Here is a 19878-nt window from a genome sequence, read left to right on the forward strand (position 1 = left end):
ATGCCTTCTTTCGACTCCATCGTCGTCGGCGAGGACTGGATCAGCGAGCACTACTTCACCACCGATTCGGTGAAGGAGTCCTTCCACGGCAAGGTCACGGAACTGCGCAAGGCCTGGGACGCCGAGGCCAAGGAGGGCCGCCCCACCGTGCGAAGCGCCCTGCTGGCCGCCGCCCGCGACCTGCAGACCGGCCTCGCCGGCCTCACCGAGAACCCCGAGGCCGCCCCCAAGGTACACGCCCTGGTCCGCACCGTCTTCGGCTACGACGGCGAACTCACCCCCTTCACCGCCGAACGCGCCGGCACCGACCTCCACATCCCCGACGCCCAGCTCCCCGGCACCGACAGCGTCCTGTTCCTGCAAGCCCAGCCCGTCGACACCCTCGAAACCCTCCTCGACCCGGAGACGGGCCACCTCCTCATCCCCGCGATCGAAGACGGCAAACCTCTCGAGTCCGTCTCCAAAGCCGTATCCGCCGCCTTCCGCTCCGACACCCCACCCGCCTTCGTCGTCGTGCAGGCGGGCCAGTGGCACCTGCTCGCCGAGGCCGAACGCTGGGCCGAGGGCCGCTACCTCGCCGTCGACCTGCTCGTCGTCGTCGAACGCCGCCACGAGGCCCGCGGCGGCGAAATCGACCGCGCCGCAGCCATCTTCGGACACCACGCCCTGAAACCCGACGCCGACGGGAACATCTGGTGGACCGGCGTGCTGGAGGACTCGGTCAAGCACACCGTCGGCGTCTCCAAGGACTTGCGCGAAGGCATCCGCCTGTCCATCGAGATCATCGCCAACGAGGTCGTGCGCCGCCGCCGCGAACAAGGCCTGACGATGGACGGCGTCGACGCCAACGAACTCGCGAAGCACTCACTGCGGTTCCTGTATCGAATCCTGTTCCTGCTGTATGCCGAGGCATCCCCGGAATTGCAGGTGCTGCCCATCGGCGCCGCCGAATACGAGGAGGGCTACGGCCTCGACCGCCTCCGCGAACTCACCCTCACCGAACTCGTCTCCCACCGCGCCCGCACCGGCACCCACCTCTACGAGTCGCTGAAGAAACTCTTCGATCTCGTGGACAAGGGCCACACCCCCGCCGCTCGGGAGAACGTCACCGACGACCCCGCCCCCGGCCTGGAGTTCAACCCCCTCCGCGCCGACCTGTTCTCCCCCCGAGCCACCGCTCTCATCGACGAAGTCGGCCTCGGCAACGAAGCCACCCAGCAGGTCCTCGAACACCTGCTGCTCACCAAGGAGAGCAAGTCCCGTAAGGGCGCCGACCGCGGCTTCATCAGCTACGCCGAACTCGGCATCAATCAACTCGGCGCGGTGTACGAGGGGCTGATGTCCTACACCGGCTTCTTCGCCGAAGAAGACCTGTATGAAGTCGCCAAGAACGGTGACCCGGAGAAGGGCTCCTGGGTGGTCCCGGTGGACCGTGCCGACCACCTCTCCGAATCCGACTTCGTGCGCAAGGAAGACCCCGACACGCACGAACTCAAGCCGGTGGTCCACCGCAAGGGCACCTTCGTCTTCCGCCTCGCCGGCCGCGAACGCCAGCAGTCCGCCTCGTACTACACCCCGGAGGTGTTGACGAAATTCGTGGTCTCCCAGGCGTTGGAAGAGCTGCTCGATCAGGACGACCAGCGGACCACACCCGAGGAAATCCTCCAGTTCACCATCTGCGAGCCCGCCCTCGGCTCCGGTGCGTTCGCCATCGAAGCGGTGCGGCAGCTCGCGGCCGAGTACTTGAAACGCAAACAGGAAGACCTCGGCGAACTCATCCCCGCCGACAGGTACCCCGTCGAGTTGCAGAAGGTGAAGGCGCACATCGCCCTTCACCAGGTCTACGGCGTCGACCTGAACGCCACCGCCGTCGAACTCGCCGAAATCTCCCTGTGGCTCGACACCATGGTCGCCGGTTTGCAGGCCCCGTGGTTCGGCCTGCACCTGCGGCGCGGCAACTCCCTCATCGGAGCTCGACGGGCGGTGTACCAGCCCAGCCAGCTCGCGAAGAAGGCGTGGTTGAAGGCCGTGCCGACGGATGTGCCGCTCGGTGCCGAAATCGGCGCGGGAATCCACCACTTCCTGTTGCCCGCCGAGGGGTGGGGGGCGGTGGTCGATACCGCCGAGGCGAAGACGTATGCGCCGGAGAAGCGGGAAGAGCTGCGGCTGTGGCGGAACGAGGTTCGGAAGTCGCCGTCGAAGACCATCGTCAACCGGCTCGCCGGATTGGCGCAGCGGGTGGAGACGTTGTGGGAGTTGACGCTGCGACGGCTGACCATTGCGGAGTCGGCGATTCGGCGGGATCTGCATCTGTGGGGTGGGGACGCGGTAGAGCCCGGCCCCGCCGTCACCCGGGAACAGATCGAGGCGGTGCTGCACGACGAGAACGGCGCCTATCGACGGCTGCGACGGGCGATGGACGCATGGTGCGCGTTGTGGTCGTGGCCCGTCACCACCGAGGTACCTGCGCCTGACTGGGATCAGTGGGTCGGCGGGCTCGAAGCAGTGCTCGGCGTGCAACCGAAGGCCGGGAAGTTCGAGAAGCACGGGCAGATCAGCATCGCGGGCGATCTGAGCTGGTATGACCTCGACATCGCCGAGGATACCGACCGCACCTTCGCCCAAGCGCAGCCCATCGACACCGCCCTGCGGTCGTACCCCTGGCTGGAAGTCGCCGCCCGGATCGCCGGCGAGCAGGGGTTCCTGCACTGGGAGCTGGATTTCGCGCCGGTGTTCGAGGAGAAGGGCGGGTTCGACCTGCAGGTTGGTAATCCGCCCTGGGTGCGGCCGGACTGGGATGAAGCCGCGGTATTGGCCGACTTCGATCCGTGGTGGCAGTTGGCGCACAAGCCGTCGGAGGGGGTGAAAAGGGAGAAGCTCGCCGAGGCGATGGGGTCCGATGTGGTTCGGGCGGTGTATCTGAATGAGCGGGCCAAGCAGGCGGGGCAAAGTGCGCATCTGGGGTCGGGGGTCGATCGACCGGTGCTCGCCGGTCTACAGCCAGACTCATACCGCTGCTTCATGGATCGGACTTGGCGCTCGAGCGCATCGGGCGGGATCGTCTCGCTGATCCATCCCGAAAGCCATTTCACCGAAGCCCGCGCGAGCACACTCCGCCGCGAGTGCTACCACCGCCTCCGCCGACACTGGCAGTTTCGCAATGAACTCAAGGTCTTCGGGGAAATCAACCACACTCGCCTTTTCGGCGTGCACGTCTACGGCGGCAACGCACCAGTCCGCTTCCTGCAAGCCGCTGCCATCTACCAGCCCGAGGTGGTGACCCGCTCCCTGGGGCACGACTCCAGCGGTGCCGCTCCCGGCGTCAAGGACGCGGATGGCCGGTGGGATGTGCGTCCGCACGCCGAACGCATCATCGAGGTCACCGAAGACGACCTCACTGGTTGGGCACACCTGATCGACGAACCCGGAACACCGGCAACCGAAGCCCGCATGCTGTACCCGGTGAACCGCGCCAGCGCCGAAGTACTGGAGAAGATCGCCGCCGCCCCCCGCCTCTCCGAAATCGGCTTCCAATGGACCGCAGGCTGGCATGAATCCGCCGACCGCAAGCTCGGCTACTTCGAGTCCCGCTCAGCCATCCCTGCCCGTTGGTCCGACGTCATCCTGCAAGGCCCCCACCTCACCGTCGCCACCCCGCTCTACCAGCAGGGCAACCCGAGCATGCGCAGCAACGTGGACTACTCACCACTCGATCTGGAATCCCTGCCCGAAGATTTCATCCCCCGCACGAACTACCAGGTGGCACGGCCAGAGGCTGAGTATCAGACTGCCTATCCACGTTGGAACGGCGAGCCGAGCTCGAACTTCTACCGCCTGGCCTGGCGCGAGATGTGTGACACCGCCACCGTCAGGACACTGCAGTCAGCGATGCTGCCGCCCGGACCGACGCACGTCCACGCTGTTCATAGCTTCACAACCGCCGGCGACAACCGCCGATTGACGGTAATCGCCGGTATAAGCCACTCCCTCATTGCTGACTTCATGATCAAAGTCATCGGAAACGCTCACATCAACGCGTCAACATGGCTCCAGCTTCCCTGCCCAATAGGTCACCCACTCGAAGAAAACTTGACCCTCCGGACACTACGCCTCAATTGCCAGGTAGCTCAATTCTCGAGCCTGTGGAGTGAGTTGTATCGCGACGCATGGAAACATGATTCATGGTCATCGTATGATTCCAACGGTATTCTCGCCCCGATCGGTCGAATCGATGAGAGGTGGGCATCCACCACACCACTCCGCTCAGCGATTGCCCGGCGACAAGCCTTGATCGAGATCGACGCAATCGTCGCCGTCATGCTCGGAATCACCGCCGAAGAACTCCTCACCATCTACCGCACCCAATTCCCCGTCCTCCAGCGCTACGAACGCGAGGCCCGCTACGACGCCAACGGCCGCCAACTCCCGACCAAGGTCGCTTCCGAACTCCGGAAGGACCCCACTCTCGGCCGCACCGACATCACCGTCGACGGCATCACCTACGCCGCCCCCTTCACCGGCGTAGACCGCGAACGCGACATGCTGCTGGCCCACGAACACTTCACGGCGATCGCCGCAAGGGCGGCCCGATGACCTCACGGCCCGACCTGACATGGGTTACCACATCACGCGGATCGAACATATTGCCTCGATGATCGAACATGGCGTGCTGAGCGACCGCTTGGCAACTGAGCGCGGGGCTAGCTCGATCTCCATCGCTCACTCACATCTCGAGGAGAGACGCGCCAGGCGCACCCCGTGCCAGTCGACCCGTACGGCACGCTGGCGGACTACACACCGTTCTACTTCGCAGCGCGCAGCCCCATGTTGTTCGCCATCCAATGGGGAAGGTGCATGGTCACGGAAGGGCTGCGATCGGATCGTGTACTTGGCGTCGACAGTGCAACATTTGCGGCGCCGCGGACTTCAGGTACTCGGAACCGACCGGCACGCCGTCGTCCCCTACGCCCAGTTCACTGCCAATGACTCGGTCCTGACAGGCTTCGTCGACTGGGAACTGATGAAGGAGCGCTACTGGTGTGACATACCGGAGTACCCCGACCGATCTGAGCGGCGGCAGGCTGAACTCCTCGTCCACGAACGTGTCCCGTGGGATAGCATCCTGGGTGTAGCTACCCGGACCGAGCCGGTCGAGAACGAGCTACGTCACATCCTCGACACGGCTGGCGCGTCCACTCGGACCGCGGTCCGGTCACATTGGTACTTCTGAGGATGGAGGGCGTCATGATTCGAGAGGAGCACGGCAACCTCCTCCGCGCGGACGTCGATGCCTTGGTGAATACCGTCAACACTGTGGGCGTGATGGGCAAAGGAATCGCCCTCCAGTTCAAGCGCGCATACCCCGACATGTTCAAGGAGTACGAACGCGCGGCTAAAGCGAACCGCATCCACGTCGGTGAGATGTTCGTATGGGAAACCGGCGCCCTCGACGGACCCAGATTCATCGTCAACTTCCCGACCAAGAGGCATTGGCGCTCGGCGAGTCGTCTCGATGACATCGCGCTCGGTCTTCGTCACCTGGCGGCGGTCATCGATTCGCACGGGATCCGTTCGATCGCAATCCCCCCACTCGGATGCGGGAACGGCGGACTGGACTGGGCCGAGGTGGCCCCACTCATCTGGGACGCACTACGTCCGCTGGCAACCGATGTGGAGATCCTGGTTTTCCCACCCGAGGGCGCTCCACCAGCCGTGGATATGCCCACTCGAACCACGGCCCCGCGGATGACTGCCGCTCGTGCGGCGGTCGTGAAGCTCCTGAAAGCCTATGAGGAGTACTCGTTCCACGAGGCGACGCTGATCGAAGTTCAGAAACTGACCTACTTCCTGCAAGCCGCGGGCGAGAATCTTCGTTTGGACTTCGTCAAGGGCAGGTATGGTCCCTACGCAGACGACCTGCGCAAAACCCTGCGCGAGATCGAAGGCCATTTCATCGTGGGTTTCGGCGACGGGAGCGCGCAGGTGATGTCTGCGGAACCACTGCAGGTGATCGATGCCGCTGCCGGCCGTGCCGAACAGTTACTGGCGACGGACCCGCGCACAGCGGCACGCGTCGAACGAGTGATCGAGCTGACCGACGGCTTCACCAGCATGTACGGGCTGGAACTACTCGCGACAGTGCACTGGGCCGCAACTCGGGAACCTGCTCGGCGTCATGGCGACGTGGTGCGCATTGTCCAGAGCTGGACCAAGCGCAAGAAATCGCTGTTCACCGAAAACCACATCGACAATGCTCTCGATCGACTGAGCACGCACAATTGGATTCCACCGTTCGCAGCGTAAGATGGGGAATCCTCGCGGATGCAGGATGCGACTGGCCACGCGTGACGTCGCGCCGATCGGTTCGCCATGATGGTATCTGATGCGAGCAGCCTGGACGACTGCCGTTCCGACTGCGCTCATCGCATCTCGCCTCCCGAAGAGATATTCTCACCATTTCTTCCTCGCAAATTCCCACGCGGGCCACATGATTTCTGGGCTGCCAAGGGCTTGTAGTCGCGCATGATCAGAGCCTGCCGATTGCGCCTCACCCGCACACGTCGCCCGATCGCCCGCGCCGCGACCTCGATGGACAACCCGGCCTCCTGCCGCATCCCGCGCAGACACCGGCCGAGACTGCGGTGTGGAACGCCCGCCGTCCCCCGAACGTCTGCGGCGAGCTGCGGTGCCACCGCCCGCACATCCCTGTCCCGGATGCAGTGTGCTCCCGTCTGTGGAATCCGTCCGTCACCGGAACTGGAAGATAGTGAAACATGTTGTGGGAGAGATGATTTTGATCTCGCGAGCTCCCATTATGCGGATCCGCTGGAAGCAGTCCAGGCTATTCACCGCTTTCCCCCACGACTTTCCCGGGACAGACCGGAACCGCGCCGTTCCGCTGCTCCACTGGGAGCGTGATCGACGACAAACACGCTCTCGTTCAGCGCCGGCACGGAACGGGCGAGTGGATGAGTCCGCAGCGCGTACCGCTCGCCCCGCCCTGCGCGTGTTACATCGCGCTCCCCCTGCACCTGCTGACACGCTACGCCACTTCCGACACGCTGGAACCCGCCCGGGATGGGGCTGCCCGCACCGCACGCGTGGCCCCGCCGGCGAGCGGGGTGAACCTGTCCGCCTCGAACCCGCCTGCCCGGTCCGCAAATTCAGTTGAGCTGCTCGCCCTGACCCGCCAGGGATTGGCCGGTTTCCTGGTCGACGACCTCCAGCTTGCCTATTGCGGCGAGGTAGGCGTCGCGCATCGTGGTGACGATCTCGATGTGCTGGTCGATGCGGGCCAGAGCGTTGTCATCAGGATGATGGGGCGCCCCGCCGACTGCCTTCTGCTGGAACTTCACCCGTAGGTCGTTGGCGGAAGGCAAGCCGCCGTAACCGGAGAGGAATTCGAGCTGGACGATGTCGGATCTGATGTCCTCGAGTGCGAGGCGGAGTTGTTCGCAACGGCCGGAAAGGGCGTTGCCGATCTCCGTGTCCATCGTGAACTGCCCATTGATTCCTTGCTCTTTCAGCGCTCGCCAGGTCTCGAGTTGCGCGGCTGCGTCGTCGGACATTTCGGCCTCCTTGCTGAGCTACTTCGGGAGATACGGCTCGAGGTCCGTGGCGTGGTCGACAGCGATCTCGCAGTAGTCGTTGGGCACGGTGGGATTCTGCCAACCGACGGAAATCTGGAACATGCCCTGTTGTGCGGGGAGGGCGACGTAACAGATGCGACGATCGTCCGATTTGTGCTTATGGAGGAGGCCGTGCCGTTGGCCGATGGTGATCTCTCGAAGGATCTCGTGCGTCTCGTCGGCTCGAACTTCGTCAACGGTGTGACTGGTCGACAACACATCGATTCGGTACGGCCTGCCGTCCAACGGCTTCCACCCGCAAATCCGCCATGCTGACACATCGGCCGGGTTGACGATGTTGCGCTCGGTCGACGGGTCCAGACCGGTCTCGATCAACCACTCGTCGGCGATATCGGTACACGGATCGAGCAGGTTGTCCATCGCCGGCTCGGCCGCCGTGGGCGTACCCGGCTCCGAACCACCGAGACCCCCACCCGAACACGCCGTGACCAGACCCAACACGGCCACCCCCGCGATCACACCCCGTGCGGCATCGACGGCGCGCATGTCCCTCCCTGATTCCGACAGCCCAGCCCACGATATCGGACGCGGCGGCACGCCGTCGGTTCGCTGCTGTCCGCGACCTGCCAGCAAGGACTAAGGTTCGGGCTCCGACGACGAGACGATCGCCTGCTGGCCGCCGACCTCCGCACGATTCCATCCGGAACCAGCAATCCCGCGAGTGCATGCGCATGGCGATCACCCGTGCGATAGCGTCGCTACACGGCGACACCGACGCCACGGGGATCGAGCCATCAGCCTAGGAGCAGATACATGGGGGCACTCCTGCCGACCTTGCAGGCCAACCACCTGCGAGAGGGACTGACCGACTACCTCGCGACGACGTTCGCGCTCACCGATCCGGACGCCCAAGCCGCCCTGATCGACTTCGTCGAAGACCCCCGCAGCGGCATGTTCAAGGGCCCCTATGTCCGCCTCCGCCTCCCCTTCGCGCCCGCCCGCGGCAACTGGGGAATGCACCTGGACTGGCTGCCGAAGGGCTTCGTCCCCTACGGCCACCAGGCGAAGGCGTTCGAGCGGTTGTCCACGAAGTTCCAGCAGCGCCCGCAACCGACCCTCGTCACCACCGGCACCGGCTCGGGCAAGACCGAGTCGTTCCTGATTCCCATCCTCGATCACGTGCTGCGCGCCAAGAAGCAGGGCGTCGCCGGCATGAAGGCGCTGATCATCTATCCGATGAACGCGCTGGCCAACGACCAGGAGCAGCGGCTCGCGCGCCTCATCACGCAGAATCCGGAGCTGGCGGGCGTCACCGCCGGTCTCTACACCGGGGAGCAGTCCTCCGGCGGCCGGACGATGGTGTCGGCGGAGGGTCTGATCACCGATCGGCGGCTGATGCACGATTCGCCGCCCGACATCCTGCTCACCAACTACAAGATGCTCGATCATCTGCTGCTGCGGCCGGATCGGGCGGCGATGTGGCGGCAGTCGGCGGAATCGCTGCAGTACGTGGTGCTCGACGAGTTCCACACCTACGACGGTGCGCAGGGCACCGACGTGGCGATGCTGCTGCGGCGGTTGGGGCTGGCGGTGAAGTCGTACTGGACCGAGGGCACCGAGGTGAGTGCCGCGGATCGGGCGCGGCCGCTGGGGCGGATCACGCCGGTCGCGACCTCGGCGACGCTGGGTGGCAAGGGTGAGCCCTCGGCGATGCTCGACTTCGCGCATACGGTGTTCGGGGAGGCATTTTCCGACGATGCGCTGGTCGGGGAGACCCGGCTCGGGCTGGACGAATGGCTGGCGCATCGGCAGACCGAGTTGGATCGGTTGTATGTGCCGGTCGCGCCGTCGGTCGACAAAGCCGTCGAGTTCCTCGACGGGCTGAAGCAGGCGTCGGCGAGCAACGCGCATCTGACGGCGGCGGTGCTGGCGACGCTGTTCGAGCGCACCGGCGACCAGCATCCCGAACTCGACGAACTGACCTCGGAGCTGCGGCGCCTCGACGAGGAAGAACAGCTGGACCTGCTCAAGAAGCACCACCTGTTCGTCCAGCTGGTCAAGCGCTCCGCGGAGGCGGTGTCGCTGGCCGAGCTGGCCGCCGCCGTGCTGCCACCGCCGTCGGGCGGACGAGAGAATCCACGCACGCAGTGGCGCCGGCAGCACTATCTCGACTTCGTGTTCGCGGCGCTGTCGCATCTGCGCGCCGAGATCGGCCGCGCCGCACTGAACGTCGATGTGCACCTGTGGGTTCGGGAGCTCTCCCGCATCGACCGGGCTTTGGCGGCCTCGACGATGTTCCGCTGGGCCGACGACGGCGCAGCCGAAGGTACCGACATCGAGTTCCAGCCCGCGCTCTACTGCCGCCACTGCGGCCGCTCGGGGTGGGGCGTGCGGATGGCGCCGACCGGCAACTGGCTCGACCCCGATCAGGATTCGGTCCGCACCCTGCATCTCTCCGGCGACCCGAGGATTCGGGCACTGATCTCCGCCCCGCTGGAAGCCCAGCTCGACACGCCGGTCGAGGGGCTGCGCTGGATCCGGCTCGAGGACCGCGAACTCACCGACGAGATGCCCGACCCCGAAAGCCCGGAAGTGCTCGAGGGTCGCGCGCTCCCGGTGTTGGTGCTGCACGGGCCGGGCGCCGAAGAGGATTCGCAGAAGGATGTGTGCCCGGCATGCAACACCGCCGACGGCATCCGCTTCCTCGGCAGCGCCGTCGCCACCCAACTGTCGGTGGCCTTGTCGAACATGTTCGGCGACGCCGACCTCGACGCCGACGAGAAGAAGGCGCTGATGTTCACCGACAGCGTGCAGGACGCCGCCCACCGAGCGGGGTTCGTGCAGGCGCGATCGCACACCCTCAGCCTCCGTTCGACACTGCGTAACGCCCTCGGCGCCAAGGCCTCCGGGACGTCGATGCTGACGCTGACTGAGCTGTGTGAGGCGGTGCTCGACCGGGCGGGTGACGATCCCGCCCGGCGCTACCATCTGCTCGCCCCGGACATCGTGGAACGCGACGAGTTCGTCGCCTACTGGCAGAGCGACAAGCCGGCCACGGAACGCCGCAAGGCGTTGCGCAAGGTCAAGTGCCGCGTCCAGTTCGACATCGACCTGGAGTTCGGCCTGCAATCCCGGCTCGGCCGCACCCTGGAACTGACCGGCAGCGTCGTCGCCGAAGTCGCGCTCGGTTCCGGCGAGCGGGTCGCCGCGCTGGGCCGACAGGCGCTCGACGGCGCCGAGCATCAGCTGTCCTTCGCCGAGCCCGACACGACCGCGCTCAGCCAGTGGGTGCGCGGAACCGTGGAGCGGATGCGCATGCAAGGCGCCATCCGGCACACCTGGCTGGACAAGTTCGTGGAGCGTGACGCCAACCGGCGCTGGGTATGGGGCGGACGACCACGCGGCGAAGGCATGCCCGCGTTCCCGAAAGGACGCCCGGCGCCCGCTTTTCCGGCCCTCGGGGCCCGTACGATCCCGGAGGGCTTCGACCCGATCACCGCGCCTTCGTCGTGGTATGCCCGGTGGGCCGCACGGTGCCTCGGCGTTTCGCCGTTCGAGGGCGGCTTTCTGGCCCGCTCCTTGTTCACTGTGCTGGCCGAGCAGCGGATTCTCACCACCGTCACCACCGAGAAGTCACTGACCGCCTACCAGCTGAGCGAGGACGGCGTACTGGTCGGCGCGCCGGCACAGGCCGATCTGGAGGCGGGCAGGCATCTGCTGGTGTGCGGGGTGTGCCAGACGCAGAATCCCGGCAGCGCCGCCGTAGTGGATCAGCTCGAGGGCGCGCCATGCCTGCTCACCCGCTGCCCGGGCACGCTGCACCGGGCGTTCCGGGGTGAGAACTTCTATCGCAAGCTCTACGACCGGTCGGAGATGAAACGGGTCGTCGCGCGCGAGCACACCTCGCTGCTGCCGACCACCACACGGTTGACGTACGAGACGAAGTTCAAGCAGGCCGGCACCGATCCGACGGCGCCGAATGTGCTCGTCGCGACCCCCACCCTGGAGATGGGTATCGATATCGGCGACTTGTCGACGGTGATGCTCGGTTCCATGCCCCGCACCGTCGCCTCCTATCTGCAGCGCGTCGGCCGAGCCGGGCGCCTCACCGGCAACTCCCTGGTGCTGGCCTTCGTGCGCGGGCGCGGCGAGCATCTGCCCAAGCTCTACGATCCGCTATCGGTCATTTCCGGTGAGGTTCGCCCGCCCGCGACCTTCCTGTCCGCCGAGGAGATCTTGCAGCGCCAGTACGTGGCGCACATCGTGGACCGGCTGTCCCGCCGGCCCGGCGCACAGGACCCGATCGATGCGCGGGCGGTGCTCGGCAGTCTGGACGAGAACAGCTGGATGGCGCGCCTGATCCAGACCGCCGAGGCGAAATCCGACGAGCTGCTCGACGGCTTCCTCACGCAGTTCGGCGACCTGCTCGACGGCGCGGCACGCACGGCCCTGCGCGCCTGGGCCACGCCGGGAGAGAGCGGCGAGGCGAGCGGGCTGACGCAGCACTTGCGCGAGGCGGTGCACCGCTGGAACCGCGACGTCGCCGAACTCTCCGAGCGTCACACCGCCGTCGATGCCGCCATCCCGGAGTTCGAGCAGCGCGCCAACTCCCCCGCCGCCACCGACGACGACCGGCGGGCTCTGCGGTCCGCGCGCGGCACCCTGCGGCTGATCGGCAAACACATCAGCGATCTCACCAACGAACACTGGGTGGGCGTGCTGGAACGCTACGGCGTGCTGCCGAACTACACCCTCCTCGACGACTCGGTCACGTTGGACGTCGGCATCACCTGGATCGACCCGGAAACCAACGAGTACCACGGCGATACCGAGACCTATCAGCGCGGTGCCCGCGTCGCGCTCACCGAACTGGCCCCCGGCGCCACCTTCTACGCCCAGGGCCTGGCCGTGCGGATCGACGCCATCGACCTCGGTTCCGGCCAGGCGAACATCCACACCTGGCGCCTGTGCCCGACGTGCGGGTGGGCCGACATCAGCGCAGGCGGCGAGGCGCCCCGGCACCGGGGCAACTGCCCGCGCTGCGGCGAAGCGGCCATCGCGGACGTGAGCCAGCAGCTACAGGTGGTGGAGATGTCGAAGGTGTCGGCGGAGGTGCGCCGCGACGAGGCCGCGATCACCGATTCCCGCGACGAACGCCACCGCGAGGTGTATTCGGTGGTGACGGCCGCGGACGTGAACCCCGACAACATCACCCGGCGCTGGTTCGCCGCCGACCACGACTTCGGCGCGGAATACCTGCGCCACATCGACATTCGATGGCTGAACATGGGCAAACGCACCTCCCAGGGCAGCAAACGCACCATCGCCGGCATCGATGTCACCACCGGTTTGTTCCGGGTGTGCTCGGGCTGCGGTCAGCTCGACCGGGTGGCCGGACGCAACGAAGCCTACGAGCACCGCAGCTGGTGCCGGTACCGCAAAGCGACGGACGAGGCACATGTGCGCGACATCGCTCTGGCCCGCACCCTGCGTACCCAGGCGGTGCTGCTGCATGTGCCGCCCGAGCTGCGCTACGACTACTTCGCTTATCCGAGCCTGAGCGCGGCCATCCTGCTCGGCCTGCGGCAGGTGATCGGCGGCGCGCCGGAACACCTGGACGTGGTCGCGATCCCGGACGCCCTGCATGCTCCTAACCAACAGGCACTGCTCATCCACGACACCGTGCCCGGCGGTACCGGCTATCTCGCCGAGTTCGCCGATCCACGGAAGGTGTGGTCGGTGCTGGTCGCGGCCCGGGCGGTGCTACGGGACTGCTCGTGCGCCACCGAATCGCGACTGGCCTGCCACAACTGCCTGCTGCCCTTCACACCGCCGAACGAGCTGGACAAGGTTTCGCGCAAGACCGCCGTCAAGATCCTCGACAGCATCCTCGACGCCCGCGATCGTGAACCGTCGTGGCCGGAGTGGTCGCACTCGATCGAGGAGGAAGCCCCCGCGAAGCCGCCCGTCAGCAAGGAATCACCGCTCGAGCGCCGCTTTTATCAAGCGTTCCTGGACCGGTTGCGCACACTCGGGGCGACGATCAAGGAGACGCCGGGCACCTATGCCAACAAGGCGACCATCACGGTGCCCGGGCACAAGACACGCACCTGGACGCTGACCCCGCAGATGCAGATGGGCAACAGTGTGCCGGACTTCGAGCTCAAGACCAGCGATCCGGAGATTCCGGTCATCGCGATCTTCGCCGACGGGCGCCGGTACCACGCGGTTCCGGAGAACAATCGGATCGCCGACGACGCGCACAAGCGGGAGATCCTGCGCTCGGGTGGGGTGATGGTGTGGTCGTTCTCCCACGAGGACCTCGAACGGTTCGAGGCCAGGAAACCCGGTACACCGTCGTGGTATTCGACGCAGATGGCGCAGCAGATCCTCCGCATCGGCACCCTGCGCCGGGCGATCGTCGACCTGTTGCCGGCCGACCCGATCACGCAGTTGTTCCATTTCCTCACCGATCCCGACGTCGAGGAATGGGCGAAGGTCGGGCACTGGCTGCCGCTGATGTTCATGCGCGGTGAGCGGATCAAGGGGGACAGCGCCGCGCTGGCCGAGTGGGCCCTGGCCCTCCTCGACGGACGCGACCCCGAGATCCCCGACGGCAACCACGTGTGCGCGCCCTACTCCGATGGCCCGATGGCGATCATCGCGGCTATGCGGCCCGACCCGATGACCATCACTGCGGTGCTCGTCCTCGACGACCGCGACCACGCACTCGAGTCCGACAATGGCGCCGGTTGGCGGGAATGGCTGCGCCTGTCGAATTGGTTCGGCCTGCGGGACAACCACGTCGTGACCGCCCGTAGCCTGCTGGCCCACGACCCCACCGCGCCCGACCTCCGATCCGACACCGTGGCCGACGACCTGCCGCCGGAATGGCAGCGGCTCGTCGACGAGAGCATCTCCGACGCCGAACGCGCCCTCATTCGCGACCTCTCCGGGGCCGGCGTGCCACTGCCCGCCCAGGGCTTCGAGACCGACGACGGTGAGGTTGTCGATCTGGCGTGGCCCGGTGCGCGTGTCGGTGTGCTCTTCGACCGCGGTGCGATCGCCACGAATACATTGACCGATCAGGGGTGGACGGTCTGCCCGCCGGAGATGACGCCGATCATCGCGGCACTGACTGCGAACGGAGTGATGTGATGGCCAACATCGTCATGACGAATCAGAGCGACTCGCTCGACAAGGTGGACGGGTCGTTGGTGCCGCGGGTCTTCAGTTTCCTCGCCAAACTCCAGGCCGACGACACCGCACCCGGCCTGCACATCGAACCGATCAAGGGCGCGGTGGACCGGCGGGTGCGCACCGGACGAGTCGATCTCAACCACCGGGCCGTGCTGTTCCGGGTCGACCCGAAGGAAGGCGGCACCACCTACGTCTACATGGGGACGTGGAAGCACGACGTGGCAAATTCTCTTGCCGAACGGGCCATTCTGCGCGTCAACCCCGTCAACGGCATCCTCGAGGGCGCCTTCACCGATCCCGTCGAGGTGCCCGCTCCCGTACCGGGGAAGCGCACCGCCGATGCCGCGCAGGCACCGCAGCAGCGCGGGTTCCTCGCGGAAGCGGGTTTCACCCTCGAAGAGCTGACCGACCAGCTCGGACTGGATGCCACCCTGGCAGGCCGCGCCCTCGCGGCCGCCGACGATTTCGAACTCAACGACATCGCCGCGAGCGCCGTCGGCTGGCAGGCCGACGCGTTGCTCGAACTGGGCTGCGGTACCAGCATCGACGACATCCGCGACAAATACCGTTTCACCGAAGCGCCGGTCGATACCACCGTGGACGAGGACGACCGGATCATCGAGGCGCTCGAGCGTCCGGCTTCGAAGATGCAGTTCACCTACATCGAAGGCAGCGAGGAACTCCGCCGGGTCATCGAAGGTGGCGATTTCGCGGCGTGGCGTGTCTTCCTACATCCCGAGCAGCGCGAATACGCCGAGAAGGACTACAGCGGCCCGTTTCGCCTCTCCGGAGGCGCGGGCACTGGGAAGACCGTGGTGGCGATCCATCGCGCCCGAAACCTGCTGCGCCGCAACCCCAGCGCCCGCATCGTCCTGACGACCTTCAACAAGACACTCGCGAAGAACCTGGAAACCGACCTGCGGGCACTCGATCCCGGCATCAAAATCGCCAAGCGCTTGGGCGAGCCGGGTATCTACGTCGAAGGCATCGACAAGCTCGCCAACGACGTGGTGCGCCAGGCCGAGGACATCGGGTCGGCAACCGAGGCTGTGCTCGGGACACGCACGGAGGTGCCCGTCGCCCGCACCAAGAAGGACCAGGTGTGGCGCGAGCTTGTGCACTCGATCGACAGCGGTCTCGAACCGCGGCTGGCCTCGGCCTGGTTCCTCGACACCGAGTACACCTCGGTCGTGCTCGCCAACAAGGTCACCACACTCGAGCAGTACGCGCGGGTCGCGCGAGCTGGTCGGGGCGTGCGGTTATCCCGTCCGCAGCGGATCGCGATCTGGAAGCTGGTGGAGGCCTACCGCCGCCGCAGCCGGATGGACGAAACGCTCAGCTTCCCGGAAATCCTCGCCATCGCGGCCGAGTACTTGCAGCAGCGGGCGAACACCGACGCTGAGCGTCTCGCCGATCACGTGATCGTCGACGAAGCGCAGGACCTGCACGCCACCCATTGGTTGATGCTGCGCGCGCTGGTCGCCGAGGGACCGAACGACCTGTTCATCGCCGAGGATTCGCACCAGCGCATCTACGGCCAGCCGGTCGTGCTCGCCCGGCTCGGCATCAAGATCGTGGGCCGCTCCCGTCGCCTGACCCTGAACTACCGCACCACCGCGCAAAACCTCGCTTTCGCGATCGGTGTGCTCAGCGGCGCCGAATACCATGATCTGGAGGAGGGCAGAGAGTTCGCTCTCGACTACCGATCGGCCCGCACCGGCCCTAAGCCGATTCTGCGCGAATGCCATTCTGCTGCTGAAGAACTGGAGGTGGTGGCGAGCCAGATCGGCGCATGGCTGTCCGATCCCACCGTCGAGCCCTCGACCATTGCCGTGCTGACCCGCGGTGTCGGCGATCGCAGCCAGCTGGTGCGCGCCCTCGCCGAACGCGGCATCAGCGCCCGCGCGCTCGACGACAACCAGGCGATGCCGGGTCATGTGCAGGTGCTGACGATGCACCGCTCGAAGGGGATGGAGTTCTCACGAGTGATCCTCGCCGGAATCGACGAAGCCCACGTGCCCGCGAAGGCCAGCCTGCACGGAGTTCCGGAGGAGGAGCTGAACGAGGCCAGGTTGCGGGAGCGGTCGTTGCTGTATGTTGCGGCGAGCCGGGCGCGCGATCAGGTGGTGGTGACGTGGAGCGGTCGGCGTTCGGAGTTGCTCGGCAGCTGACCGGGCTCGCCGACGCGTGCGGATCAGGGCTGTTCGCTCACCGACGTCCGCCACCGGTACCAGCGGGGGTGGTGTGCCGAGTCGAAACACGATCAGCCTCACCGCCGAACTCGCGCGTGCAGCCGTACGTTCCCTCGGCGGTGAAGCGGCGAACCACGGGATCGCCCGCTCCCATGTGGTGGCCGGTTTCCGGGCGCGTGACGCTGGTGCCGTCCTACCCGGGGGCGGTACGGGTCCAACGGGAAAGGTGACCTTCCAACATCGGCGCTGAAGGCGTTGCCCGACTCCTAGGACACAACCTTCAGGTAGCCCTGGCTCGTCTGCGTGGCCGACTGTACGGGCGGGACCGGCTCGAGCAACGAATCCGGGTGCAGCATACGGGTATCCGACGAGGTCTTGAACAGCGGGCTGTGGGTGGTGGCCCGGACCGCCTGACGCGGCGTCGCTCCGTCGATGAAGACGTAGAAGACGGGATGCTCGCCTGCGTCGAAATCGTGGCGCGGAAGGTCCGGCCAACAGAAGCCGGGAAGGCCGGCGGCCTCGTTGAGCCGTTCCCGCTCGGCGCCGGCATGCACCGGGATCATCCGGTCCCATTGGTTACTCCAGCCGGCTGCGGTCGTCACCTCCGCCAGCGACACCTGGCCGGCGACCGTCGACCGATCCCGGACGGCGGTCACCAAAGCCGATGACGGGCCCAGCGGTTCCCCCGCGGACTTCACCGAAAAGGTACCGGCGCAGTCGGCTCCGGCGTCCTGTCTGCCGCCGCACGCCATTGAGACGGCCGCAGCCAGCACGACTAAGGCAATGACACATATCCTGCGCATCGTCACTCCTTCGTGGGCAGGGAATGTCGACCGATCTCTGCACCCTCCGAGGTCGGCGCGGCAAGGATGCCAGCAGCCAGCGGGATCAATGCTCGAACTGCGTCACCGTCCCCTGACGGTCTCGGCCATCTCCCGAGCCTTCGGCGGACACGGGTCGAGGTCGCGCATCGGCCCCCCTCATATTCATGCGACGTAACGAGACGACCTTACCGGGTGATGCCGAGACGACGGAATCAGCTGCCTTCCTCAGCACCTGGCTCGCGCGGCGCCGTGTCGTCGCCGACCGCCGATGTCCACGTGGCGCGCTATACCAACCCGCCTCGATGGCGCCAGTGAGCCGAGCGCCTGAATTCCGGCACGCAGTGGGAGCGGACCGAAGGCGGCCACATTCGGTCGTCGCGGCGACGGGACGACGAGAACCGGCGATCAGTGGTGTGCGGAGCCGGAGTGGAGGTAGGTCAGGAATTGGGTCACCTTGTCTCGTTCGCCCGGGTCGGCACAGGGGCCGTCGACCGCGGCGTCGTCGCCGCTGCCGGTGTTCGCTCCCGGGGAGAACAGGCTCAGCGCCATGAGTGTCACCTCGGCGGCCATCGACGCGGCGCTGTCCAGCGTGGCCGAACCGGTGCCATGGAACAGCACCATGGGACCGTTGTAGCACTCGGGGACGACCTCGGTGCTACCGGTGCTCGGACTGTCGACGAGAGCCAATCCCTCGGCCTGTGCGGGGGCTGCGGCGACGGCGGTGGTGGTGGTGGCGAGGGCGACGAGTCCGGTGGTGAGAAGCCGTTTCATGCGTATTCCTTTGCGACGGAAGCGCTTTACCTGCGCGATCGATGCACACACTAAACAGGGTCAGCGTTGAAACGGATATGTTTCAGACATCACTTGTAGTGATGCGCGTCACACGATAACCGCGCGTTATCCCTGCTCCGGTCTCAGGAACGCCCGGCGGTTCTCGGGCTGCTTCACGAAACGCTCCGCCATCGGCCGGGCCGGGGATGCCCGGCCGAGAACGTCAGGGACGGTCGAACTCTCCGGCACGCGCACCCGCGAGGAAGGCATCCCACTCCGAGGGCGTGAACACCAGCGCCCCGCCTGCGGGGTTCTTGGAGTCGCGGACGCCCACATATCCGCCGTCCAGATGTGCGATCTCTACGCAGTCCTTTCCTGCTGAACTGCGAGTGCTCTTGAACCAGTGCGCTCCGGATAGGTCAACGGACACAGTCGAACTCCTTCGCTACATGGCGCAACAGACGCTTGCTGTCGGGCGCATTCAACGCTACCCGCCGCATGGCTTCCACTCCAGCTCGATACTTGCGGACCGTGCTGTCGCGCTCCAGGTACAGGTCTCCGGTATAGCTCTCGACGTAGACAACCGAGGGCTCGGTCGGCCGACCATCGCGGTCTCTCGTGAAGTCGAGAATGGTGAACGGACCGGTCGACGTTCCGAGCGGGAAACCGGCACGGAACGGCAACACATGTACGCGGACGTTCGGCGGCAGGTCCGCCAGGTGACGCAGTTGCGCGGACATCACTCGCGGACCGCCGACCACCCTTCGTATCACCGCCTCATCGAGCACCAGCTCCGCTGTAAGCGGCGCGAGTTCTCGTGTAATCAGCCGCTGACGGTTGCGGCGGACCCGGACGCGACGCTCGAGATCCTCGACCGTGTCCTCAGGAAAGAACGCGCGGTCCAGGGCCCGCGCGTAGTCGGGTATCTGGAACAAACCCGGCAACAGGTCGGGACGGTAGCCCGTCAGCTTCGTGGCAGCAGCCTCCATCTGCAAATATGCGTTGAACGTCGGGTGTACCTGATCGGGGAATTCGTCCAACCACGACGGCGACTTCCCCTGCGCCGCGAGCGACTTCAGCACCGGCAACATCTCCACCTGCTGATACAGCTTGCACAGCCGCCGCAGGTCCTCTTCCCGGACCACCACGTTCGGCGCACCCGTCTCCAACCGGTGCAACGTCCCCACCCCTCGCCCGATCGCCCGCGCCGCGACCTCGATGGACAACCCGGCCTCCTGCCGCATCCCGCGCAGACACCGGCCGAGACTGCGGTGTGGAACGCCCGCCGTCCCCGGAACGTCT

12 protein-coding genes are annotated in these 19878 nt (G+C 66.3%); 6 read left to right on the forward strand and 6 right to left on the reverse strand.

Features of this window, described 5'->3' with window-relative positions; translation table 11 throughout:
* The 4 genes from AMO33_RS11980 (at position 1) to darG (ending at position 6303) form a co-directional block, all read left to right on the forward strand.
* On the forward strand, positions 1-4593 hold the full coding sequence (locus tag AMO33_RS11980) for an Eco57I restriction-modification methylase domain-containing protein (protein ID WP_060592625.1): 4593 nt from the start codon (positions 1-3) through the stop codon (positions 4591-4593).
* 165 nt (positions 4594-4758) lie between these two features.
* The gene (locus tag AMO33_RS32990) at positions 4759-4986 is read left to right on the forward strand and encodes a DarT ssDNA thymidine ADP-ribosyltransferase family protein (RefSeq protein ID WP_390501803.1); all 228 of its coding nucleotides are present in this window, start codon (positions 4759-4761) and stop codon (positions 4984-4986) included.
* The gene (locus AMO33_RS32995) at positions 4883-5230 is read left to right on the forward strand and encodes a DUF4433 domain-containing protein (protein ID WP_060592627.1); all 348 of its coding nucleotides are present in this window, start codon (positions 4883-4885) and stop codon (positions 5228-5230) included. The genes AMO33_RS32990 and AMO33_RS32995 overlap by 104 nt, the downstream gene beginning before the upstream one ends.
* Before the next feature lie 14 nt (positions 5231-5244).
* Positions 5245-6303 carry a type II toxin-antitoxin system antitoxin DNA ADP-ribosyl glycohydrolase DarG gene (gene darG / locus AMO33_RS11990; protein WP_060593451.1) on the forward strand — a complete coding sequence of 353 codons (1059 nt, stop codon included), beginning with the start codon at positions 5245-5247 and terminating at the stop codon, positions 6301-6303.
* 860 nt (positions 6304-7163) lie between these two features.
* On the opposite strand, the gene AMO33_RS11995 is transcribed toward darG, so the two are convergent.
* A complete protein-coding gene (locus AMO33_RS11995) occupies positions 7164-7568 on the reverse strand; it encodes a hypothetical protein (RefSeq protein ID WP_060592629.1) in 405 nt (134 codons plus the stop codon).
* Positions 7569-7586: 18 nt separating this feature from the next.
* Entirely contained in the window at positions 7587-8135 is a 549-nt protein-coding gene (locus AMO33_RS12000) for a DUF3558 domain-containing protein (protein WP_060592630.1), read from the reverse strand.
* A gap of 267 nt (positions 8136-8402) precedes the next feature.
* Between AMO33_RS12000 and AMO33_RS12005 the strand changes: the two genes are divergently transcribed.
* Together AMO33_RS12005 and AMO33_RS12010 are read left to right on the forward strand one after the other, a co-directional pair.
* Entirely contained in the window at positions 8403-14747 is a 6345-nt protein-coding gene (locus AMO33_RS12005) for a DEAD/DEAH box helicase (protein ID WP_060592632.1), read from the forward strand.
* Positions 14747-16960: a 3'-5' exonuclease gene (locus AMO33_RS12010; protein ID WP_060592634.1), complete on the forward strand. Its 2214-nt coding sequence runs from the start codon at positions 14747-14749 to the stop codon at positions 16958-16960. The genes AMO33_RS12005 and AMO33_RS12010 overlap by 1 nt, the downstream gene beginning before the upstream one ends.
* Positions 16961-17247: 287 nt before the next feature.
* Here the strand turns inward: AMO33_RS12010 and AMO33_RS12015 are convergent, their stop codons facing one another.
* From AMO33_RS12015 to AMO33_RS12025, 4 genes are all read right to left on the reverse strand, one after another.
* Positions 17248-17784, reverse strand: a complete 537-nt coding sequence (locus AMO33_RS12015; protein WP_139337572.1) for a hypothetical protein — start codon at positions 17782-17784, stop codon at positions 17248-17250.
* Between the two features lie 426 nt (positions 17785-18210).
* On the reverse strand, positions 18211-18576 hold the full coding sequence (locus AMO33_RS12020; protein ID WP_060592638.1) for a hypothetical protein: 366 nt from the start codon (positions 18574-18576) through the stop codon (positions 18211-18213).
* Positions 18577-18799: 223 nt separating this feature from the next.
* Entirely contained in the window at positions 18800-19006 is a 207-nt protein-coding gene (locus tag AMO33_RS30320; protein WP_076574032.1) for a DUF397 domain-containing protein, read from the reverse strand.
* A complete protein-coding gene (locus tag AMO33_RS12025) occupies positions 18996-19802 on the reverse strand; it encodes a helix-turn-helix domain-containing protein (RefSeq protein ID WP_041560800.1) in 807 nt (268 codons plus the stop codon). The genes AMO33_RS30320 and AMO33_RS12025 overlap by 11 nt, the downstream gene beginning before the upstream one ends.
* Between the last annotated feature and the right edge of the window lie 76 nt (positions 19803-19878).

This window comes from Nocardia farcinica, from assembly GCF_001182745.1.
Lineage (GTDB): Bacteria > Actinomycetota > Actinomycetes > Mycobacteriales > Mycobacteriaceae > Nocardia > Nocardia farcinica.